Origin of the sequence: Aliidongia sp., from assembly GCF_035943795.1 — a bacterium.
Taxonomy (GTDB): domain Bacteria; phylum Pseudomonadota; class Alphaproteobacteria; order ATCC43930; family CGMCC-115725; genus Aliidongia.
The window spans coordinates 35,597-54,361 of record NZ_DASZBY010000145.1; the positions used below are offsets into that span (position 1 = coordinate 35,597).

Genomic DNA, 18,765 nt, shown 5'->3' on the forward strand with positions numbered 1-18,765 from the left:
GCGCGCCGCTCCAGTGCCGATTTTCTCAAGCTTTCTCTCAGGGGCATGATTATTGCCTGCCCTGCTCCCATCAATAGAGGATGGGGGTCCGAAATGCGCAAGTTCGTTCATCTGAAAATCTTTGCGCAGGCATCGGTCTGCGTGGCCGTATCCGCGGACGCAAACTTCGATGATTTCCGCTCCGTCGCGAGCTGTTTGCCGTCCTAGCCGGCGTCAATCGTCACCGCCGATCGGTCCCCGCCGATGACCAGTCCCACACCGCGCCGATCGGCAACGATGCTGACGGAGCCGCTGTCGGTCTATCTCGACCTGGTTCGCCTCTGCGCGGCCCTGTCGGTCGCGCTCAGCCATGTGTGGGCCGTGGTGTTTCCGGCTCATCTGCTGCCCTGGCCCGGGCATGACGCCGTCGTCGTGTTCTTCGTTCTTTCAGGCCTCGTGGTCGCCCACGCGACGGATCGGCCCGACCGGCCGGCTGCCGTCTATGTCGAACACCGCCTCGCCCGGATCTGGTCGGTAGCGATCCCGGCCCTGGTGCTGTCCGCGATCGCTGCCCTGTTCGTCCCGGCCGGCGTGACGATGCACGCGGCAACGCCCATCACCGACGTCGGCACACTGTGGCAGGCGCTCGGCCTGAGCGCTGTCTTCATGGCCCAGTCCTGGAACCTCGACCTGACGCCGCCGTTCAACTCGCCCTATTGGTCGCTGAGTTTCGAGGTCTGGTACTATGCCCTGTTCGGTCTGTGGGCCTACCTCCACGGGCGCGTTCGCGTCCTTGCCCTGCTCGCCTGCGCCGCGATGGCTGGGCCGAAAATTCTGCTGCTGATGCCGGTCTGGCTGTTCGGCGCCGCGATCTACCACGCCCGGTTTCGCTTGTCGGGGGCTGGGGCGCGGGCGCTCTTCGGCGTAACGCTTGCCGCCGGCCTGCTATTTTTCTGGTTCGATTGTTCGGTCAAGCTCCGGGATCTGGCATTCGTCACCTGGCCTGGTTTCATGGCGACGCTGCATGGCGCCAACCAGTTCATCGGCGATACGCTGCTCGGCCTGATCGTCTCCGCCCATTTTGTCGCGGTCGCCAACCTGCGCGGATCGCCGGCGGTGCAGCGGGCGAAAGCCCCGTTGAAGCTCGCCTCCTCCTTCACCTTCTCGATCTATCTCTACCACATGCCGCTGTTCGCGCTGCTGTGGGGCGCCTTCGGGCTGCGCTCCCCCGCGATAATATTCCTGTTCCTAGGCTTGGCGATCATCGCCATCGGCATGGTGACGGAGCGCAAGCTGGCGGCGTGGCGCGGCTTGATCAGACGACTCATCGCAGGATCGACCGCCGCCCGAACGGCCGCCATGCCATTCGGGCGGCGTTTCCGGTTTTCCCTTATGAAATTCCGCCCAGGCACAGGTACTTGACCTCGAGATAGTCCTCGATCCCGTATTTCGAGCCTTCGCGGCCGAGACCGGATTGCTTCACGCCGCCGAACGGGGCCACCTCGGTCGAGATGATGCCCTCGTTGATGCCGACGATGCCGTATTCCAGCGCCTCGGCGACCCGGAAGATCCGGCCGATGTCGCGGCTGTAGAAATAGGCGGCGAGACCGAACTCGGTATCGTTGGCGAGCTCGATCGCTTCCGCGTCGGTCTTGAAGCGGAACAGCGGTGCCAACGGTCCGAAGGTCTCCTCGCGGGCGACCGCCATGTCCGACGTGACGCCGGTGATGATCGTCGGCTCGAAGAAGCTGCCGCCCAGGCTGTGGCGCTTGCCGCCGAGCGTGATCTTGGCGCCCTTGGCCACCGCGTCGGCGATGTGCTGCTCGACCTTCTCGACCGCCTTGCCATCGATCAGCGGGCCGATCACCGTGCCCTGATCGAAGCCGTTGCCGACCTTCAACGCCGCGACCGCGTCGGCGAGCTTGCCGGCGAACGCATCATAGACCTTGTCCTGGACCAGGATCCGGTTGGCGCAGACGCAGGTCTGGCCGGCATTGCGGTACTTGGAGGCGATGGCGCCCTTCACGGCCGCGTCGAGGTCCGCGTCATCGAACACGATGAACGGCGCGTTGCCGCCCAGCTCCATCGAGCATTTCTTCACGCTCTCTGCCGCCTGCTTCAGCAGCACGATGCCGATCTCGGTCGAGCCGGTGAAGGTGATCTTGCGCACGATGTCGTTCGACGTCATCTCGCCGCCGATGGCGGACGCGCTGCCAGTGACGACGCTGAACACACCCTTGGGAATACCGGCACGTTCGGCCAGTTCGGCCAAGGCCAGCGCCGAATAGGGCGTGGCAGTCGCAGGCTTCAGCACCATGGTGCAACCGGCAGCGAGCGCCGGGCCCGCCTTCCGGGTGATCATGGCGGCGGGGAAATTCCACGGCGTGATCGCGGCACAGACGCCGATCGGCTCCTTCAGCACGATGATGCGCTTGTCGGCCGCATGAGCCGGAATGGTATCGCCGTAGATGCGCTTGCCCTCTTCGGCGAACCATTCGATGAACGAGGCGGCATAGACGATCTCGCCCCGGGATTCGGCCAAGGGCTTGCCCTGTTCGGCCGTCATCAGACGCGCGAGATCCTCTTGGTTCGCCATCATCAGTTCGAACCACTTGCGCAGGATATTCGCCCGCTCCTTGGCGGTCTTTGCCCGCCAGCCGGGCAGCGCCACGTTCGCCGCCTCGATCGCCCGGCGCGTCTCGTCGGCGCCCATGTTCGGCACTGTGCCCAGTTGCTTGCCGGTCGCCGGATCGGTGACCGCGATGGACTTGCCGCTGTCGGCGGCCGACCAGGCGCCGTCGATATAGCCCTGCTGGCGGAACAGCTTCGTATCTGTCAACTGCATGACATTCCTCCAAGGAAGCAGCGATCCGCGCCCGGTCCCGATCTCGTGTCCGGGACTGGTATTCTTTGCGGATCGCCTGATCAGTTTCGCCGGAAATCTCCGATGCCGGCAGAGTTTAAACCGGATTTCCCCGGCTTTGCACGCGCTGCCCCCGGCCCTTTGCCTGAGACGCCGCCGGCATTCAGGCGCGCTTGAATTGCTTGCCGAGGCGCAGGCCCTGGCTTTGGTAGTTCGACCCGATGCCTTGACCATAGAGCTTGTCGGGCCGCTGGGTCAGCCGCTCGTAGACCAGGCGGCCGACGACCTGGCCATCCTCGATCAGGAATGGCACTTCGTGGGCGCGCACTTCCAGCACCGCCCGGCTGCCGGCGCCGCCGGTCTCGCCCAGGCCGAAGCCCGGATCGAAGAACCCGGCGTAGTGCACACGGAATTCGCCGACCAGGCTGTCGTAGGCCAGCATCTCGGCAGCATGGTCGGCCGGCACCACGACCGATTCCTTCGAAGCCAGGATGTAGAAATCGTTCGGATCGAGGATGATGCCGGTCCCGCCTCGGCGATAGACCGGTTCCCAGAAATCGAGTGGTTCGTAGTGGCCGATGCGATCCAGATCGATCAGGCCGGTATGGCTGCGCGCCCGATAGCCGACGAGGCCGGTCTCCGGATCACCCTGGATATCGACCGTGAAGGCGATGCCGCCCTTGATGTTTTCCTGCCCGGGTCCTGCATCGTTCAGGCTTACCGCCTGGTGCAGCGCGCGCAGCGAAGTGTCGTTATGGCTGGGCGCGCCCCGGCGCAGGCGCAGCTGCAGCAGCTTCGTGCCGGTATGGACGCGCACGCTGAAGGCGCGCGGGCTGATCTCGGCATACAGCGGTCCGGTATAGCCGGCCTCGACCCGGTCGAACTCGGTGCCATGGTCGGTGATCAGGCGGGCGAACAGGTCGAGCCGCCCGGTCGAGCTCTTGGGATTGGCGAGCGCGGTCAGGCCCGGCGTCAGCGCCACGGACTCGAGCAACGGAACGATATAGACGCAGTGGCGCTCCAACACCGCGCCCTCGGTCAGGTCGATCGCATGCATCTCGACCGTGTCGAGCCGCTGCTTCACGGTCGCGTGCCGGCCCGGCAGGAAACTGGCACGCACCCGGTAGGCGACGGTCCCCAGACGCAGGTCGACGCTCGCCGGCTGGACCTGATCGTCGGGGATCGGTTGCGACGCCGAAATCACGCCCTCGGCGATGAGCGCCCGCAAGGTCTGCGACGGCAGGATCCCGGTGTCGAATGTCATCTGGTCGCCGTCGCTCATCCCTGGCCGCTCGCTGTCGTCTGGTCTGGTTGCAGACGACCAAGGAAGCATCAAAGCCGGCGCGATACAAGCCGAGGCGATCACGCGAAGCCATGGAAGGCCGCGGGACCGTGGGTCGAGGCCCGGTCACTTCCGGCGCGGCGACTTCTTGCGGCCGGCCTGCTCGCCCTCCTTGCGGGCGACGAACAGCTTGCCGGCCTGCTGGGCGGCGCCCCGGTTCAGATAGTTGCCGCACTCGAAGCGCTGCCCGTCGAAAGTCACCGCCAGTTCGAACTTCTGCGGACCGACCTCGCGGATATCGATCGTTGCCGCCGTCGGCTGAGCCATGGATGCTTCCTCTGAATCGCGGGACGAGTTTAGCCGCCGTTCACGGCGCCGCCAACAGCAGTCCGGCCAGCGCCAGGACCAGCGCCGGCGGCATGACGATCAGGCCGAGACGCAGGAACTGCCAGGTGCCGACATGAGCACCTTCGCGCCGGAGGGCCACGAGCCACAGGATGGTCGCGAGCGAGCCTGTCACCGACAGGTTGGGGCCGAGATCGATGCCGATCAGCAGCGCGCCGGTCACCGGTGCCGGCAAAGCGCCGCCGTCGGCGAAGGAGCCGGCGATCAGCCCGACCGGCAGGTTGTTCATGAGATTGCAGGCGAACGCCGAAACGAGCCCGGCGATCCAGGCGCCATCCGTGGCCGAGCGGTCAGCGGCACTCTGTAGTGCGTCGGCGACCGCGCGCAGCACACCGGTCTGCCCGACCGCGGCGACCAGGACGAACAGGCCGGCGACCAGGGGTAGGACGCTCCAGGAGATGCCGCGCAGCAGAGCCCAAGGCGCCGCCCGCCGATGGAGCAGTACCGTCGCCACGGTCAGGCCGCCGGCCAGGAACGTCGGCAGGCCGAGCGGCCGGTCGAGCGCCGAGGCGACCAGCAGCACGAACGCCGTCGCGACGATGCCGGCGGCGGCCAGCCCGCCGCCCGGCGGCAGGCGCGGCAGTGCCACCTCAGTCGCGATAGCATTGCGCAAGGCTGCGCGCTGGGTCCAGCGCAGGGCGGCATAGGTCGCGGCGATGGCCAGGACCGAGGGCAGCGCGAACTGGGCGAGCCAGTGCCGCAAGGGCGGCATATGGCTGCCGAAGATCACCAGGTTGGCCGGGTTCGAGATCGGTAGCACGAAGCTTGCCGCATTCGCGATGAAGGCGCAGACCAGAAGGTAGGGCAACGGCTCCGCCTTGGCCGCCCGCGCCGCAGCATAGACCGCAGGGGTCAGCACCACGGCGGTGGCGTCGTTCGACAGGAACGTCGTGACCAGGATGCCGACCAGATAGACCAGCGCGAACAGGCGGCCGGCCGAACCGCACGCCTGCCGGGTCGCGAGTGCGGCCAGCCAGTCGAACAGCCCTTCCTGCCGGGCCAGGTCGGCCAGCAGCATCATGCCGATCAGGAACAGGTAGACGTCGGTGCCCTGGCCGACCGCCCGCAGCGCATCCGTCCAGGGCAGCAGACCGGGCAGGACCAGTGCTGCCGCCCCGGCGACGGCCCAGATCGCCTCGGGCCAGCGCCAGGGCCGCAGGATTACGCCGGCGACGGCGAGCGCCGAGACGATCCAGATGATCTCGGCGGAAATGGCGGGCGGAACGATGCGTCAGGCTCCCGTCATCGGTCGAAGCCGCGCCCCATGCCGCCGAAGCGACACAGGGCGGTCATTCTCAGGCTTCCAGCGTCGCATCCAGGGTGATGTCGGCCTTCAACAGCTTGGACACCGGACAGCCGGCCTTGGCCATGCCGGTCAGCTTCTCGAACGTCGCCTGATCGGTGCCGGGGATCCTGGCTGTCAACGTCAGATGCACCGCCGTGATCGCGAAGCCGCCCTCGACCTGCTCGAGCGTCACCTTCGCGCTCGTCTCCATCTTTTCGGCGGTCAGCTTGGCTTCGCCCAGGATCAGCGACAACGCCATGGTGAAGCAGCCGGCATGGGCCGCCGCGATCAGCTCTTCCGGATTGGTGCCCTTCACGCCCTCGAACCGGCTCGCGAAGCCGTAAGGATGGGCCGACAGCGCGCCGCTCTCGGTCGTGATTGCACCCTTGCCGTCCTTCAGTCCGCCCTGCCAGACGGCCGAACCCTTGCGGTCGATCTTCATGTGAACTCTCCTCGAAGCCATTGCGGGAAAACGACGGGTCGGCCCGACGACTATGCGTCAAGTTCGGCCCGGCGCGAAGCCCGCGTCGTCGATCGAGAAGAGATCCCTGCCCTACTCGACCGTGACGCTCTTGGCGAGGTTGCGCGGCTGGTCGACGTCGGTGCCCTTGTGGACCGCCGTGTAATAGGCCAGCAGCTGGAGCGGGATCGCATAGAGGATCGGCGCGACGAACGGGTCGCATTCGGGCAGGCGGATGGTCGCGAGCGTGCGGCCCGGGAAGGACGCGATGCCGTTGGCGTCGGACATCATGATGACCTTGCCGCCGCGCGCCAGCACCTCCTGGACGTTCGATGCCGTCTTCTCGAACAGCTCGTCGTGGGGCGCCACGACGATGATCGGCATCTGTTCGTCGATCAGCGCGATCGGACCGTGCTTCATCTCGCCGGCGGCATAGCCCTCCGCATGGATGTAGCTCAATTCCTTGAGCTTGAGCGCGCCTTCCAGCGCCAGCGGATAAGCGGTGCCGCGCCCCAGGTACAGCACGTCGCGCGCATCGATCAGCGACTTGCCGAGCGTCTCGATCGCCTCCTCGTCGGCCAGCACCTCGGCGATGCGCGACGGCACTTCGCTCAAGGCCGTCGCCAGTTCGGCCTCGCGCGCCGCGTCGATCTTGCCGCGCGCGCGCGCGGTCGCGATCGCGAAGCAGGCGAGCACGGCCAGCTGGGCGGTGAATGCCTTGGTCGAGGCGACGCCGATCTCGGGCCCGCACAGGGTCTGCAGCATCACGTCGGCCTCGCGGGCCATGGAGCTTTCAGGCTGGTTGACCAGCACCGCGATATGCTGACCCTGGCTCTTGGCATAGCGCAGCGCCGCCAGCGTATCGGCCGTCTCGCCCGATTGGGAGATGAACAGCGCCAGCCCGCCGGCCGGCATGTCCGCGGCGCGATAGCGGAATTCGCTCGCGATATCGACCTCGACCGGCATGCGCGCCAGCTTCTCGAACCAGTATTTGGCAACCAGCGCCGAATGGAACGAGGTGCCGCAGGCGACGATCGTCACCCGCGAGATCGTGGCCAGGTCGAACGGCAGATCCTCCAGCACGATCGACCGCGTCGTCGGGTTGACGAAGGCCGACAGCGTGTCGCCGATCACCGCCGGCTGCTCGCAGATCTCCTTGTGCATGAAATGGCGATGGTTGCCCTTGCCGATCATCGCACCCGACAAGGCGGTCAGCTTGATCGCGCGCTCGACCGGACGATCCTCGGCATCGAACACCCGGGCACCGGTCGGCGACAGCACCGCCCAGTCGCCCTCGTCGAGATAGCAGATGCGCTGGGTCAGCGGTGCCAGCGCCAGCGCGTCGGATCCCACATACATCTCGCCGTCGCCATAGCCGACCGCGACCGGCGAGCCCCGGCGCGCGCAGATCAGCAGTTCGGAATGGCCGGCGAAGATGATGGCGAGCGCGAAGGCGCCGTGCAGCCGGCGCAGGGTCTTGGCGACCGCCTGCTCCGGCGTGGCGCCGCTCTCCATCTCGCGGGTCAGCAGGATCGCGACCGCCTCGGTGTCGGTGTCGCTAGTGAAGCTATAGCCGTCCGCCATCAGTTCTCTGCGCAGGTCGGCGAAATTCTCGATGATGCCGTTATGGACGACGGCGACGCGGTCGGTCGCGATCGGGTGCGCGTTGCGCTCGACCGGCGCGCCGTGGGTCGCCCAGCGGGTATGGCCGATGCCGGTGGTGCCGGCGATCGGATCCGCCGCCAGCAGGTCGGCCAGTTGCTGCAGCTTGCCCTCGGCCCGGCGCCGCACGATCCGGCCGCCGACCAGGGTGGCGATGCCCGCCGAATCATATCCGCGATATTCGAGCCGACGCAGGCCTTCGAGCACCAAGGGGGCCGCTTCGCCCCGACCGATCGTGCCGATGATGCCGCACATGTCCTGATCCTTTCGAAAATGCTCCGTCCGCCCTGCCCCGCGCTGCGAGCGGCGCCAAGGGGCCAGCGTGACGGCAATGGGTTTATTTTTTGTGTTTGACGCTCTGGGCTGCGCGAAACGCCGCGGCACGGCCCGGTTTGTCGATCTGGCGGGCGCGGCCGATGGCGATCGCATCGGCCTCGACGTTCTGCGTCACCACGCTGCCGGCGGCAGTCATGGCGCCGTCACCGATCGTGATCGGGGCGACGAGCGAGCTGTGGGAACCGATGAAGGCACGCGCGCCGATCTCGGTGCGATACTTGCCGAACCCGTCGTAATTCACGGTGATCGTGCCGGCGCCGATGTTGGTGCCGCTGCCGACCGTGGCGTCGCCCAGGTACGTGAGATGGTTGGCCTTGGCGCCCCGGCCGAGCTGGGCGTTCTTGAGCTCGACGAAATTGCCGATATGGACGTCCTCGGCCAGCTCCGTGCCCGGGCGCAACCGGGCGAACGGGCCGATGACCGCGCCGGCGCCGATCCTGGCACCCTCGATATGGCTGAAAGACTTGATCTGCACCCGGTCGCCGACCGTGACGCCGGGACCGAACACGACATGCGGCCCGATGACCACGTCGCGGCCGAAGACGGTATCGGCCGCCAGGAACACGCTTGCCGGATCGACCAGGGTTGCGCCGTCGGCCATCGCCGCCGCGCGCAGGCGCTGCTGCAGGATCGCCTCGGCGGCGGCCAGGTCGGCCCGGGAATTGACGCCGACCAGCTCGTCGACCGGCGCCTCGACGACGCGGGCACGCCGCCCGTCGCCCCGCGCGATGCCGACGATGTCGGTCAGGTAGAATTCACCCTTGCTGTTGCCGTCCTCGACCCGGCCGACCAGGTCGAACAGGACGGCGCCGTCGATCACCATGACGCCGGAATTGCACAGGTCGAGCGCCAGGATCTCAGGCGAAGCTTCGGCCGCCTCGACGATGGCATCGAGGTCGCCGCCGGCATCGAGCACCAGCCGGCCATAGGCGTTCGGCGGCGCCACGCGCATACCCAGCACGACGACCGCGGCATCGGTGCGCTGGCGCTCGGCCACCATGCGGCTCAGGGTCTCGGCCGTGATCAGCGGCGTGTCGCCATAGACCACCAGCACCGCGTCGAAACGGCGGCCGCCCAAGGCATCCTGCGCACAGCCGACCGCGTGGCCGGTGCCGCGCTGTTCCATCTGATGGGCGAGCGCGTGCGGTGCCGCGGCCTTCTCGACGCCGGGCATGTCCGGTCCCGCCACCACGACCATCCGATCGGGATCGAGCCGCCCGCATGTGTCGATGACATGGCGGAGCATCGGCTTGCCGGCGATCTCGTGCATCACCTTCGGCAGGGCCGATTTCATTCGCGTCCCTTTGCCGGCCGCCAGGATCACGATCGCCAGCCGGTTCCGAGACATCGCACCTTCCATGAAGCCTTCCCCTCTTCGAGCGCGACTTTGCGCCGCCAGACGGGGCAGAATGTGTCATGTACTCCTTACTGTTTCCGAAACAAAATTTGTGAATCGACATGACGGCGAAGCAATTGCTCCTGTTCGACCTCGACGGCACGCTGATCGACAGCGCCGGCGACCTGCACCACGCCATCAACGAAATGCTGACGGCGGTCGGCCGGGCGCCGCTGACCCTGCCCCAGGTGGTCGGCATGATCGGCAACGGCGTGCCGACCCTGGTCAAGCGGGCGCTGGCCGCCAGCCCCGGCGATCCGGTCGAGCATGCGGACGCGATGGCGCGCTTCGACGCGGCCTATGACGCCGATCCGACGACCTTGACGACGATCTATCCGGACGTGGCGGAAACCCTAGACCGGCTGGCCGCCGCCGGGCGCGTGCTGGCGGTCTGCACCAACAAGCATGTGGATTCGGCCCGGCATATCCTGGCCGACCTCGGCCTGGCCCGGCATTTCGGCCACTTGATCGGCGGCGACAGCCTGCCGTTCCGCAAACCCGATCCGCGCGTCCTGACCGACACGCTGGCGACGCTGGGCATCGCCCCGGCCGACGCGGTCATGATCGGCGACAGCGAGGTCGACGCCGCCACGGCCGAGGCCGCCGGCGTCGATTTCATCCTGATGACCTACGGCTATCATCATGGGCCGGTCGAGACGATTCCGGCCCGCGACCGGCTCGACCGTTTCGCGGATCTGGTCCCGCTGCTGGGCTGACGCCGTCAGGTCGCCGGCAGTTCGATGGCGAGCGATATGGCGAGTACCCGCAACGCGCGCCGCGCCTCGGTGAAGGACAGTCGGTCGATGGCGCTCGCCAATGGTCCGATATCGGCCCCCTGATCGCAGAGCGCGGCCTTCAGCGGGCCGAGTTCCCGACGGGCGGCAAGCGAATTGCGTCCCAGCAGCGCGTCCAGTTCGGCCATCAGCCGCGGCAGTTCTCCCGCCGGAGCCGCCGCGGTCGGGGTTGGGACGGCCGGGGCCGCCACTTCGGCCGCCGAGCCCAATCCGCCGACCACCTCCGCCATGGCGTCATCCAGCATGGCGAGTGCCGGGTCGAGGGCAGCGGCGTCGCCGCCCCGGATTCCCGTTTCGACCGCCGCCGCCGCCGCGGCCAGGCGCACCGCGGACAGATTGCCGGCCACGCCCTTCAGCGTATGGGCATGGCGCAGGGCCTCTTCCACGGCACCGTGGCCGAGCGCCGATCGGATCGCCGCCACGGCATCGGCCTGCGACTTGCCGAACTCCGCCAGCAACCGGGCCAGCAGCTTGCGATTGCCGCCCAGGCGGGCGAGGGCGGCGGGAACATCGATGCCGGGCTGATCTTCCATGAGCATGATCTCGGTTGGTGCCGTCTCCTGCGGAGCCGGCTTTGGAGCCGTGCGCGGCTGATCGATCCAATGACGCAGCCGTGCAATCAGATTATCCGGGTCGACCGGCTTCGGAATGTGATCGTTCATCCCCGCCTCTAGACATTGCCGACGCTCTTCCTCGAGCGCATGGGCGGTCAAGGCGATGATCGGGAGATCGCCGAGGCCAAGCTGCGCACGGATCGCCTCGGTCGCCTGATATCCGTCCATTCCAGGCATCTGTATATCCATCAGGACCGCATCGAATGTCACGCCCGACGCGAGCCGCTCGACCGCTTCCCGACCACCGCGTGCGGTCTCGACCGAGGCACCCGCCGCCTCGAGCAGTTCCAGTGCGATGACGCGATTGACCTCGTTGTCGTCGACCACCAGGACGCGCGCGCCTTCCAGCCGGACGTCGACGGTGGCAACGGTCGGCGGCGGCGGCTGATCGTTGAGGACGCTCTGCGAGCGGAATTGCGCGGTGAAGAAAAAGCGGCTGCCGTCGCCGGGCACGCTCTCGACGCCGACGGTGCCGCCCATGGATTCCACCAGATGTTTCGAGATGCTGAGGCCCAGCCCGGTGCCGCCGAACTTGCGGCTGGTCGAACTATCCGCCTGGGAGAACGCCTGGAACAGCTTGCCGGCCTGTTCCCCGGTCAGGCCGATGCCGGTGTCGCGGACCGAGAATTCGAGATCGACCGGGCTGCCTTCCGACAGGCGTGCGACCGTGACGGTGATACCACCGGACTCGGTGAATTTGATCGCGTTGCCGATGAGGTTGGTGAGAACCTGGCCCAGGCGCAGGGGATCGCCGACCAGGCGATGCGGCAGTTGTGGATCCAGCTCGAACTTCAGGGTCAGTCCCTTGTCGGCCGCGCGCTCAGCGAACAGGTCGCGCAGATGGCGCACCGTGTCGGCAAGATCGAACGGGACTTCCTCCAGCCGCAGCTTGCCGGCCTCGATCTTGGAGAAATCGAGGATGTCGTCGATGATGCGCAGCAGCGACCGGCCGGCACGCTCGATCATGACCAGGTATTCGTGCTGGTGGGCGGTCAATTTGGACTGGAGCACGAGATGCGTCAGGCCCAGCACCGCGTTCATCGGCGTGCGGATCTCATGGCTCATATGGGCCAGGAATTCGGTCTTGGCCTGGGCCGCATGCTCGGCGCGCTGACGTTCCGTCTCACTCACGCCGGCGAGCGCCCGCAGATCGCCGGCCTGCCTGGCCAGCAGGTCGCGGCTTTCCCGCAGTTCCAGCTCGACCTGCGTCACGTCGGTCATGTCGTTCAGCACGACCAGGTATTTCGAGCCGGAGATGGCGACATAAGGCTCGGTCACGCGCTGGCTGCCGTCGGCACAGGTCAGGCGGCAGATCGGCGGCTCGCCCGGCCGCCCCGCCTCGACCTGCGCGAAATAGTTGCCGTACCGCGCGGCCATCGCGGCCTGCTCCGCATCGCCGCCCAGGATCGGCGCCCAGAGATCGTCCTCCCGAGCGAAGTCCGCGACGGTATAACCGTAGAGTTCGACGAAACGGGGATTGGCGTATTGGACGCGCCGCTCCGGCCAGCTGCCGACGAGCATCGGCAGCGGCGACGCCTCGATGAAGGCGCGCATCTGCGCTTCGCCCGCCCGCAGGTCGCTTTCGGTACGCTCGCGCGCGTCGAGCAAGCCGTTGAACCGGTGGACGAGATCGACGATTTCCGTAGGGCCGCGCTCCGGCAGCCGGGTATCGAGCCGCCCGGTCGTCGCGGCCTCGGCGGCGGCGATCAACTGGCGCAACGGCCGCACGATGCGGCGGCCGCTGATGAAGGCGACGACGACGGCGAGCAGTGCGAGGCTGCCGACCAGGCCCGCATCCCAGCGCAGCCGTTGCCACACCCGTCCCAGCACGGCCTCGCGCGGCACGGATACGACGGTGAACCAGTCCGCTCCGAAGACCGGCACGACGCTGGCGATGACCGGACGGCCGTCCGGTCCCGGCAGGTCGATCCAGCCCTGCGCGCCGCGGTCTGCCGCACGCAGCAGCATCGGCCCGTCGAGCCGGCGTCCGATCCATTCCGCGGGATTGCTGTTGCGGGCCACCACGGTCCCCGTGCCGTCGAGGATCGTCACGATCGCATCGGGCGGCAAGACGCCGTCGAATTGGGATGGCTGGTAGTGCCAAAGGTGGATGGAGGCCGCCAGCACGCCGCCCAAGCCGCCCTGATCGGACATGACCGGCATCGCGGCCACCACGGTCCATTCGCCCGAGGGCCCGTCGAGCAGCGGCGAGCTCAGGAAGAACTTGCGATCGTCGAGCACACGGTGAAACCACGCCTGGTCGGCGAAATTACGCGGCGACGTGCCGGGCAGCACCGGCGTCGAATTGCAGATCAGATTGCCGTCCAGGCCGATCAGCATAATCGAGATGTAGCTGGGCTGCAGCCGCGGGATGGTCGCGATCACGGAATCGCAATGTTCGGGATCAAGGGCCTGGACGGCGGGACGCGTCACCGCCCCCAGCAGCATCTGGCGCGTCTCGATCACGTCGCGCTGAACGCCGGCGGCGATCAGCCGGGCGAAGCCCAGGGCCTCGTCGCCGGCTGCGGCGATTTCGCGTTGGGACGCCAGATATTGCTCGTAGCCGACGATTGCGACGAAGGGCAACATGATGGCCGCGACCAACCCGATCATCCGGGTTCCGATCGACCAGTGCCTGCCCATTCCGGCTCCTTAGGACGTTGACGCAAGCCGGTCTGCCATCCGGTCCGGACCGACGATCCGAACCGGCGGAGCCGGCCGTTTCACGAGAGCTGCTGCAGGAACTAGGCCAGGGCCCGTTCCAGGACACGGGCCACGTGCAGGGCCGGTCGGGCGGTTCCGTCGGCGATCTGATGGCGGCAGCTGGTGCCGTCGGCGACGATCAGCGCGTCCGGCGGCGCCGCGCGCACCGCGGGAAGAACCGACAGCTCGCCGATCCGCATCGAGACGTCGAAATGCTCGGCTTCATAACCGAACGCGCCGGCCATGCCGCAGCAGGTCGCCTCGATGGTCTTGACCGCCAGGCCAGGCACCAGCTCCAGAACGGTCACGGCGTCCGGCACGAGCCCGAACGCCTTCTGATGGCAATGGCCATGGAGATAGGCCTCGCCGACGCCGATCGGCTGCAGCGCCAGATTGAGCCGGCCGGCCCGCTGCTCGAGCGCCAAGAACTCCTCGAACAGCATCGCGCCGGCGGCCAGCACCGTCGCCTCCCCCCCGGGCAGCATGGCGGTATACTCGTCCCGCAGCGTCAGCAGGCAGGACGGTTCCAGCCCGACGATCTTCGCGCCCCGCGCGAGATAAGGCGCCAGCGCTGCAATCAGGCGTCGGGCCTCGATGCGGGCCTCGTCGATCAGTCCTGCGGCGAGGAAGGTCCGACCGCAACACAATGGCCGGCCGACACGCGGCGGCTCGACGACGCGATAGCCCGCCGCCAACAGCACCCGCCGCGCCGCCCGCAGGTTCTCCGGCTCGAAGCTGCCGTTGAACGTGTCGGCAAGCAGCACGACTTCGTTTCCGTCGCCTTCGGGCGCCGACGGTTGCCACGCATCGCGCCGCCAGGCCGGCAAGGACCGCCGGCTCGACAGCCCGAGGAATCGCTCGCCCAGCGCCGCGACCGCCGGAAGCCGGTTCCGCAAATTCAGAATCGAGGCGAAATGCCTGGCATAATGCGCATAGCGCGGCAGGTAAGCCACGAGGCGCTGGCGAGCGGTCAGCCCGTGCCGCCTCTGCCAATGGTGCAGGAATTCGAGCTTCATCCGCGCCATGTCGACCCCGGTCGGGCACTCGCGTTTGCAGCCCTTGCAGCCGACGCATAGATCCATCGTCGCCTTCATCGCATCCGAGGTCATCGCATCGGGACCGAGCTGGCCGGACAAGGCCAGCCGCAGGCTGTTCGCCCGGCCGCGCGTCACGTCACGCTCGTCCTCGGTCGCGCGGAAGCTTGGGCACATCACGCCCGGATCGGACTTCCGGCAGGTGCCGTTGTTGTTGCACATCTCGACCGCGCCGAGGAAACCGCCCCAGTCCGACCAGTCGAGCGCGGTGTCGATCGGCAGCGCCTGGTAGCCGGGCGCATAGCGCATCAGGCTGCGATCATCCATGCGCGACGGTCGGACGATCTTGCCGGGGTTGAACAATCCGGCCGGATCGAAGGCGTCCTTCACCCGCTCGAACGCACGGACGATGCGGGGCCCGTACATCTGTTCATGGAATTCGGAGCGGACCAGCCCGTCGCCATGCTCGCCGGAATGAGCGCCCTTGTATTCGCGCACGATGGCGAAGGCTTCCTCGGCGATCCGGCGCATCTTGGCGACGTCGCCGCCGTCCTTCATGTTCAGCACCGGACGGACGTGCAGGCAGCCGACCGAGGCATGGGCGTACCAAGTGCCCTCGACGTCGTTGCGGCCGAACAGGTCGGTGAGGCGCGACGTGTAGTCGGCCAGATCGTCGAGCGGCACCGCGCAATCCTCGATGAACGAAACCGGTTTGCCGTCGCCCTTCATCGACATCATGATGTTGAGCCCAGCCGAGCGCACTTCCGCCAGCTTGGCCTGGAAACCCACGTCGATCGCGGGCACGATCGCATCCGGATAGCCCAGGTCGCCCATCAGCTGGTCCAGGTCGGCCATCTTGCGCAGCAGGGCCGTATGATCCTCGCCGGAGAATTCGACCAGCAGCAGCGCGTCCGGCTCGCCGCGCACCGCCCGCTCGATGGTCGGCGCGAAGGCCGGGATGCGGCGCGCCAGGTCGATCATGGTCCGGTCGACCAGTTCGACCGCGGAAGGACTGAGCGTCACGATGTGCCGCGTCGCCGCCATCGCCTCGTAGAAATGCTTGAAATGGCAGATCGCCTGGACCCGGTGCTTCGGCAAGCGATGCAGGCGCAGCTGGATCTTGGTGAAGAAACCCAACGTGCCCTCGGACCCGACCAGCAGTTTCGCCGGATTGCGCGGCGTCTCGCCCAGGGTCTCGATGTTGTAGCCGCCGACCTTGCGCAGCACCTTGGGGATGCGCGCTTCGATCTCGTCGGTCTCTTCGGCGTGGAGGTCGCCCAGAACGCGCATCAGGTCGGCATAGCGGTCGGTGGCACCGGGCAGGTTGCCACCGGTCGCGGCGAACCGGGACCGGCTGCCGTCGGCCAGGATCGCGTCCACCGCCAGCACATTATGGACCATAATGCCGTACTGGATCGACCGGGCGCCGCATGAATTATTGCCGGTCATGCCGCCGATCGTCGCCCGGTTCGCCGGCGATACATCGATCGGAAAGCTGAAGCCCGTCGGCTTCAGGATCTTGTTCAGCCGGTCGAGCACGATCCCGGGCTCGACCGTGACGGTGCCGGCCTCGACATCGGTCTCGAGCACGCGGTTGAGATGACGGCTGGTGTCGATGACCAGGGCACGCCCGACCGTCTGGCCGCATTGCGAGGTGCCGGCCCCGCGCGGCAGCACCGGCACGCCCTCTTCGCGCGCGATCTCGATGGCTGCCGCCACGTCGGCGGCAGTGCGCGGGATGACCACGCCGATCGGCTCGATCTGGTAGATCGAGGCATCGGTGGAGTAGCGGCCGCGGGTGAAGGGATCGAACTTGACCTCGCCCTCGAGCGCGCCGGCCAGACGCCGCGCGAGCTTGGGATCGCCCGGCCGCACCCGATCCCTTGCCGCCATCCGGTCGCTCCACTTTGCATGCAATTCAAAATCGCGGGCACGCTAGCATCGTTCGCCGGTGAAGAATAGCGTCCGGCGATTGCATGCAAAGACTCGACGCGACGACCGGCTGTGCGCGGATCCAGCCTGTGCCATCATGCCGGCCCCGTCGAACGATCCCGAGGAAAACGCCTGATGCGTGCGCCTGACCGATCGATCCATGCGTGGCGACATGGCGTGCTGCTGCTGGCGCTCATGACCGGCGCCTGTGCGGCGCCGCCACCGCCCAACACCGCGGATATCGACAGCGGCCATTTCGACGTCCGGCTCGCCCGAATGTATCTCGACGGCAACGGCGTGCCGCGCGACGAGACGAAGGCGGCGTATCTGTTGTCGAACGCCTCGGCCGTCGGTGACGTCGATGCGAAGGAGATGCTGGCGCGTCTCTACGCGGAAGGCCGCGGCCTGAAGCGGGACGACGAACTCGCCACCAGCCTGTTCCGCACCGCCGTCGATGGCGGCAACGTCGCGGCCCTGACCGATCTCGGGCGCATGGTGGAGACCGGTCGCGGCACGCCGCCGGATCCGGAGTCGGCGCTCGAGTTCTATGAGCGCGGCATGGATGCCGGAGACCCGGCAGCGCGCGAAAATTATCAGAGATTGAAAAAGTCTCTCGAGACACCCCCGGCGAAATCGGTGCCGGCCGCAGCGACGCCGCAGATCAGCTCGGAGAAATTGGCAGCACCGGACTGATCGCTGGTTGCGTGAATTAATTCACGCGGAACAACTCTTTTTCCGCTGTTACGAAGCCATACATTCGGATACATTCTGTTACATGGTTCGACGCGATCGGGCCAGCGCGCGACACGCACCTTTGATCTTTTGAGCACGCACCTTCAGCTCTTTTGGACGGCCGGGTCTATGATCCGGCCGTCTGCATTTCTGGGGCAAAGGATCAAAAGATAGTTGATCTGAACCCAGGTACCTTCGTCGGCGTGGCCGGCCCCGGAAGCAGCGGCTCCAAAAGGCCCCACTCCGCCTTCGTCATGTCGCTTGAATACCGCAGCCCTTCGCGCTGATACTGCGGATTAAGTGATTTTAGGCCACATCATCTGGTGCCTTCATCGTCGTTCGCAGCCACGGACGAACCACAAGGGTTTGAAATCACTAAACCCATTCTGGGTCAGCCTCTGAGACGACCAAACTTGTGAGACAGGCATGAAGTCGAATTCGGAATGGCAGGCCTGGGGCAAATTCGACCCGCTCTGGGGCGTTGCATCATGGAGCGGTCGGGAGCGCCAAGGAGCAAACCCATGGACCGACGAAGAGTTTTATAAGCTCGGCGATGACTGGGATGACTTCAAAGCCACCTGGCTCGCGTTGAGTGGCTATCGGCCCGGAACCATTCTCGAAATTGGCAGCGGCGCTGGGCGGATTACCCGGAAGCTCGCCGAGGATTTCGCGGTCGTGATCGCCAGCGACGTTTCGCCCGACATGCTTGAGTACGCTCGCACGCGCATCAAGGCTCCCAACATCCAATGGACATTGTCGAACGGCGACACTCTTCCGGCCGGCGATTCATCGATCGACGCTGTTTTCTCCTGTCACGTTTTCCAGCATTTCCCCAACAATGCCGCCCAAATCGCGACATTCAGAGAGATATTGCGAATCCTAAAGCCCGGTGGAAGTGCGCTGATTCATCTGCCGATGCACATCTTCCCGGACGTAAACCACCGGTTTTGCGCAATTGCTAGATCCGGCTACCAAGCTTTCGCATGGTTGTCGACCATCAAGGCAGCGATACGGCGCTCTCTGCAACACTTGGGCGGTAAGCCCTACATGCATGGCGTATCTTACGAAATGCAAAAGCTCGTCACCGATCTCAGAGAAGTCGGGTTTGGCCAAATACACCTGGCTTGCGTAACGGTCGGTGGCGCCCCCGCTCCTCACACCTGCGCGCTGGTCCAGAAGCCCGATCCGTCGGGCATATAAAGCACGCGGCAACGTTCACTGCCGACTTAGGTCTTGTTGAACAATAACTACGTCAGGGCTGGGTTCGCGGAGCGATGGTGTAGTTCCA

General features: G+C 66.6%; 13 protein-coding genes and 1 pseudogene. 4 read left to right on the plus strand and 10 right to left on the minus strand.

Annotation, left to right across the window (positions count from 1 at the left end):
• Window positions 1-276: 276 nt before the first annotated feature.
• Window positions 277-1,401 carry an acyltransferase gene (locus VGV37_RS27990; RefSeq protein WP_326883108.1) on the plus strand — a complete coding sequence of 375 codons (1,125 nt, stop codon included), beginning with the start codon at window positions 277-279 and terminating at the stop codon, window positions 1,399-1,401.
• On the opposite strand, the gene gabD is transcribed toward VGV37_RS27990, so the two are convergent.
• From gabD to glmU, 7 genes are all read right to left on the minus strand, one after another.
• Window positions 1,370-2,824 (minus strand): NADP-dependent succinate-semialdehyde dehydrogenase, encoded by a 1,455-nt coding sequence (gene gabD, locus VGV37_RS27995; RefSeq protein WP_326883109.1) that lies wholly within the window; start codon window positions 2,822-2,824, stop codon window positions 1,370-1,372. The genes VGV37_RS27990 and gabD overlap by 32 nt on opposite strands.
• Before the next feature lie 181 nt (window positions 2,825-3,005).
• On the minus strand, window positions 3,006-4,124 hold the full coding sequence (locus VGV37_RS28000; protein WP_326883110.1) for a 2'-deoxycytidine 5'-triphosphate deaminase: 1,119 nt from the start codon (window positions 4,122-4,124) through the stop codon (window positions 3,006-3,008).
• Between the two features lie 126 nt (window positions 4,125-4,250).
• Entirely contained in the window at window positions 4,251-4,451 is a 201-nt protein-coding gene (locus VGV37_RS28005) for a hypothetical protein (RefSeq protein ID WP_326883111.1), read from the minus strand.
• Window positions 4,452-4,491: 40 nt separating this feature from the next.
• Window positions 4,492-5,757, minus strand: a complete 1,266-nt coding sequence (locus VGV37_RS28010) for an arsenic transporter (RefSeq protein WP_326883120.1) — start codon at window positions 5,755-5,757, stop codon at window positions 4,492-4,494.
• Window positions 5,758-5,824: 67 nt separating this feature from the next.
• On the minus strand, window positions 5,825-6,256 hold the full coding sequence (locus VGV37_RS28015; protein WP_326883112.1) for an OsmC family protein: 432 nt from the start codon (window positions 6,254-6,256) through the stop codon (window positions 5,825-5,827).
• A gap of 111 nt (window positions 6,257-6,367) precedes the next feature.
• On the minus strand, window positions 6,368-8,191 hold the full coding sequence (gene glmS / locus VGV37_RS28020) for a glutamine--fructose-6-phosphate transaminase (isomerizing) (RefSeq protein ID WP_326883113.1): 1,824 nt from the start codon (window positions 8,189-8,191) through the stop codon (window positions 6,368-6,370).
• A gap of 82 nt (window positions 8,192-8,273) precedes the next feature.
• Complete coding sequence (glmU, locus tag VGV37_RS28025; RefSeq protein WP_326883114.1) at window positions 8,274-9,620, minus strand: bifunctional UDP-N-acetylglucosamine diphosphorylase/glucosamine-1-phosphate N-acetyltransferase GlmU; 1,347 nt, start codon at window positions 9,618-9,620, stop codon at window positions 8,274-8,276.
• Window positions 9,621-9,730: 110 nt separating this feature from the next.
• Here glmU and gph point away from each other — a divergent pair, with 110 nt between their 5' ends.
• On the plus strand, window positions 9,731-10,384 hold the full coding sequence (gene gph / locus VGV37_RS28030; RefSeq protein WP_326883115.1) for a phosphoglycolate phosphatase: 654 nt from the start codon (window positions 9,731-9,733) through the stop codon (window positions 10,382-10,384).
• A gap of 5 nt (window positions 10,385-10,389) precedes the next feature.
• On the opposite strand, the gene VGV37_RS28035 is transcribed toward gph, so the two are convergent.
• Together VGV37_RS28035 and VGV37_RS28040 are read right to left on the minus strand one after the other, a co-directional pair.
• Entirely contained in the window at window positions 10,390-13,689 is a 3,300-nt protein-coding gene (locus VGV37_RS28035) for an ATP-binding protein (RefSeq protein ID WP_326883116.1), read from the minus strand.
• A 131-nt stretch (window positions 13,690-13,820) separates the two neighbouring features.
• Entirely contained in the window at window positions 13,821-16,706 is a 2,886-nt protein-coding gene (locus VGV37_RS28040) for an FAD-binding and (Fe-S)-binding domain-containing protein (RefSeq protein WP_326883117.1), read from the minus strand.
• Window positions 16,707-16,922: 216 nt separating this feature from the next.
• On the opposite strand from VGV37_RS28040, the gene VGV37_RS28045 reads away from it, so the two are divergent.
• The gene (locus VGV37_RS28045) at window positions 16,923-17,438 is read left to right on the plus strand and encodes a tetratricopeptide repeat protein (RefSeq protein WP_326883118.1); all 516 of its coding nucleotides are present in this window, start codon (window positions 16,923-16,925) and stop codon (window positions 17,436-17,438) included.
• 253 nt (window positions 17,439-17,691) lie between these two features.
• On the opposite strand, the pseudogene VGV37_RS28050 reads toward VGV37_RS28045, so the two are convergent.
• Window positions 17,692-17,794, minus strand: a pseudogene (locus VGV37_RS28050) (IS5/IS1182 family transposase); the annotation flags it as partial.
• A 109-nt stretch (window positions 17,795-17,903) separates the two neighbouring features.
• On the opposite strand from VGV37_RS28050, the gene VGV37_RS28055 reads away from it, so the two are divergent.
• Window positions 17,904-18,677, plus strand: coding sequence for a class I SAM-dependent methyltransferase (locus tag VGV37_RS28055; RefSeq protein ID WP_326883119.1), 774 nt, complete (start codon window positions 17,904-17,906; stop codon window positions 18,675-18,677).
• Window positions 18,678-18,765 lie beyond the last annotated feature (88 nt).

Excerpts from the sequence above, each read along its gene's own strand:
- VGV37_RS28055 (WP_326883119.1), top strand. The coding sequence starts at position 17,904 with ATGAAGTCGAATTCGGAATGGCAGGCCTGGGGCAAATTCGACCCGCTC.
- VGV37_RS27990 (WP_326883108.1), top strand. The coding sequence starts at position 277 with ATGCTGACGGAGCCGCTGTCGGTCTATCTCGACCTGGTTCGCCTCTGC.
- VGV37_RS28015 (WP_326883112.1), bottom strand. The coding sequence starts at position 6,256 with ATGAAGATCGACCGCAAGGGTTCGGCCGTCTGGCAGGGCGGACTGAAG.
- VGV37_RS28035 (WP_326883116.1), bottom strand. The coding sequence starts at position 13,689 with ATGATCGGGTTGGTCGCGGCCATCATGTTGCCCTTCGTCGCAATCGTC.
- gabD (WP_326883109.1), bottom strand. The coding sequence starts at position 2,824 with ATGCAGTTGACAGATACGAAGCTGTTCCGCCAGCAGGGCTATATCGAC.
- glmU (WP_326883114.1), bottom strand. The coding sequence starts at position 9,620 with ATGTCTCGGAACCGGCTGGCGATCGTGATCCTGGCGGCCGGCAAAGGG.
- VGV37_RS28000 (WP_326883110.1), bottom strand. The coding sequence starts at position 4,124 with ATGAGCGACGGCGACCAGATGACATTCGACACCGGGATCCTGCCGTCG.
- gph (WP_326883115.1), top strand. The coding sequence starts at position 9,731 with ATGACGGCGAAGCAATTGCTCCTGTTCGACCTCGACGGCACGCTGATC.
- glmS (WP_326883113.1), bottom strand. The coding sequence starts at position 8,191 with ATGTGCGGCATCATCGGCACGATCGGTCGGGGCGAAGCGGCCCCCTTG.
- VGV37_RS28005 (WP_326883111.1), bottom strand. The coding sequence starts at position 4,451 with ATGGCTCAGCCGACGGCGGCAACGATCGATATCCGCGAGGTCGGTCCG.
- VGV37_RS28040 (WP_326883117.1), bottom strand. The coding sequence starts at position 16,706 with ATGGCGGCAAGGGATCGGGTGCGGCCGGGCGATCCCAAGCTCGCGCGG.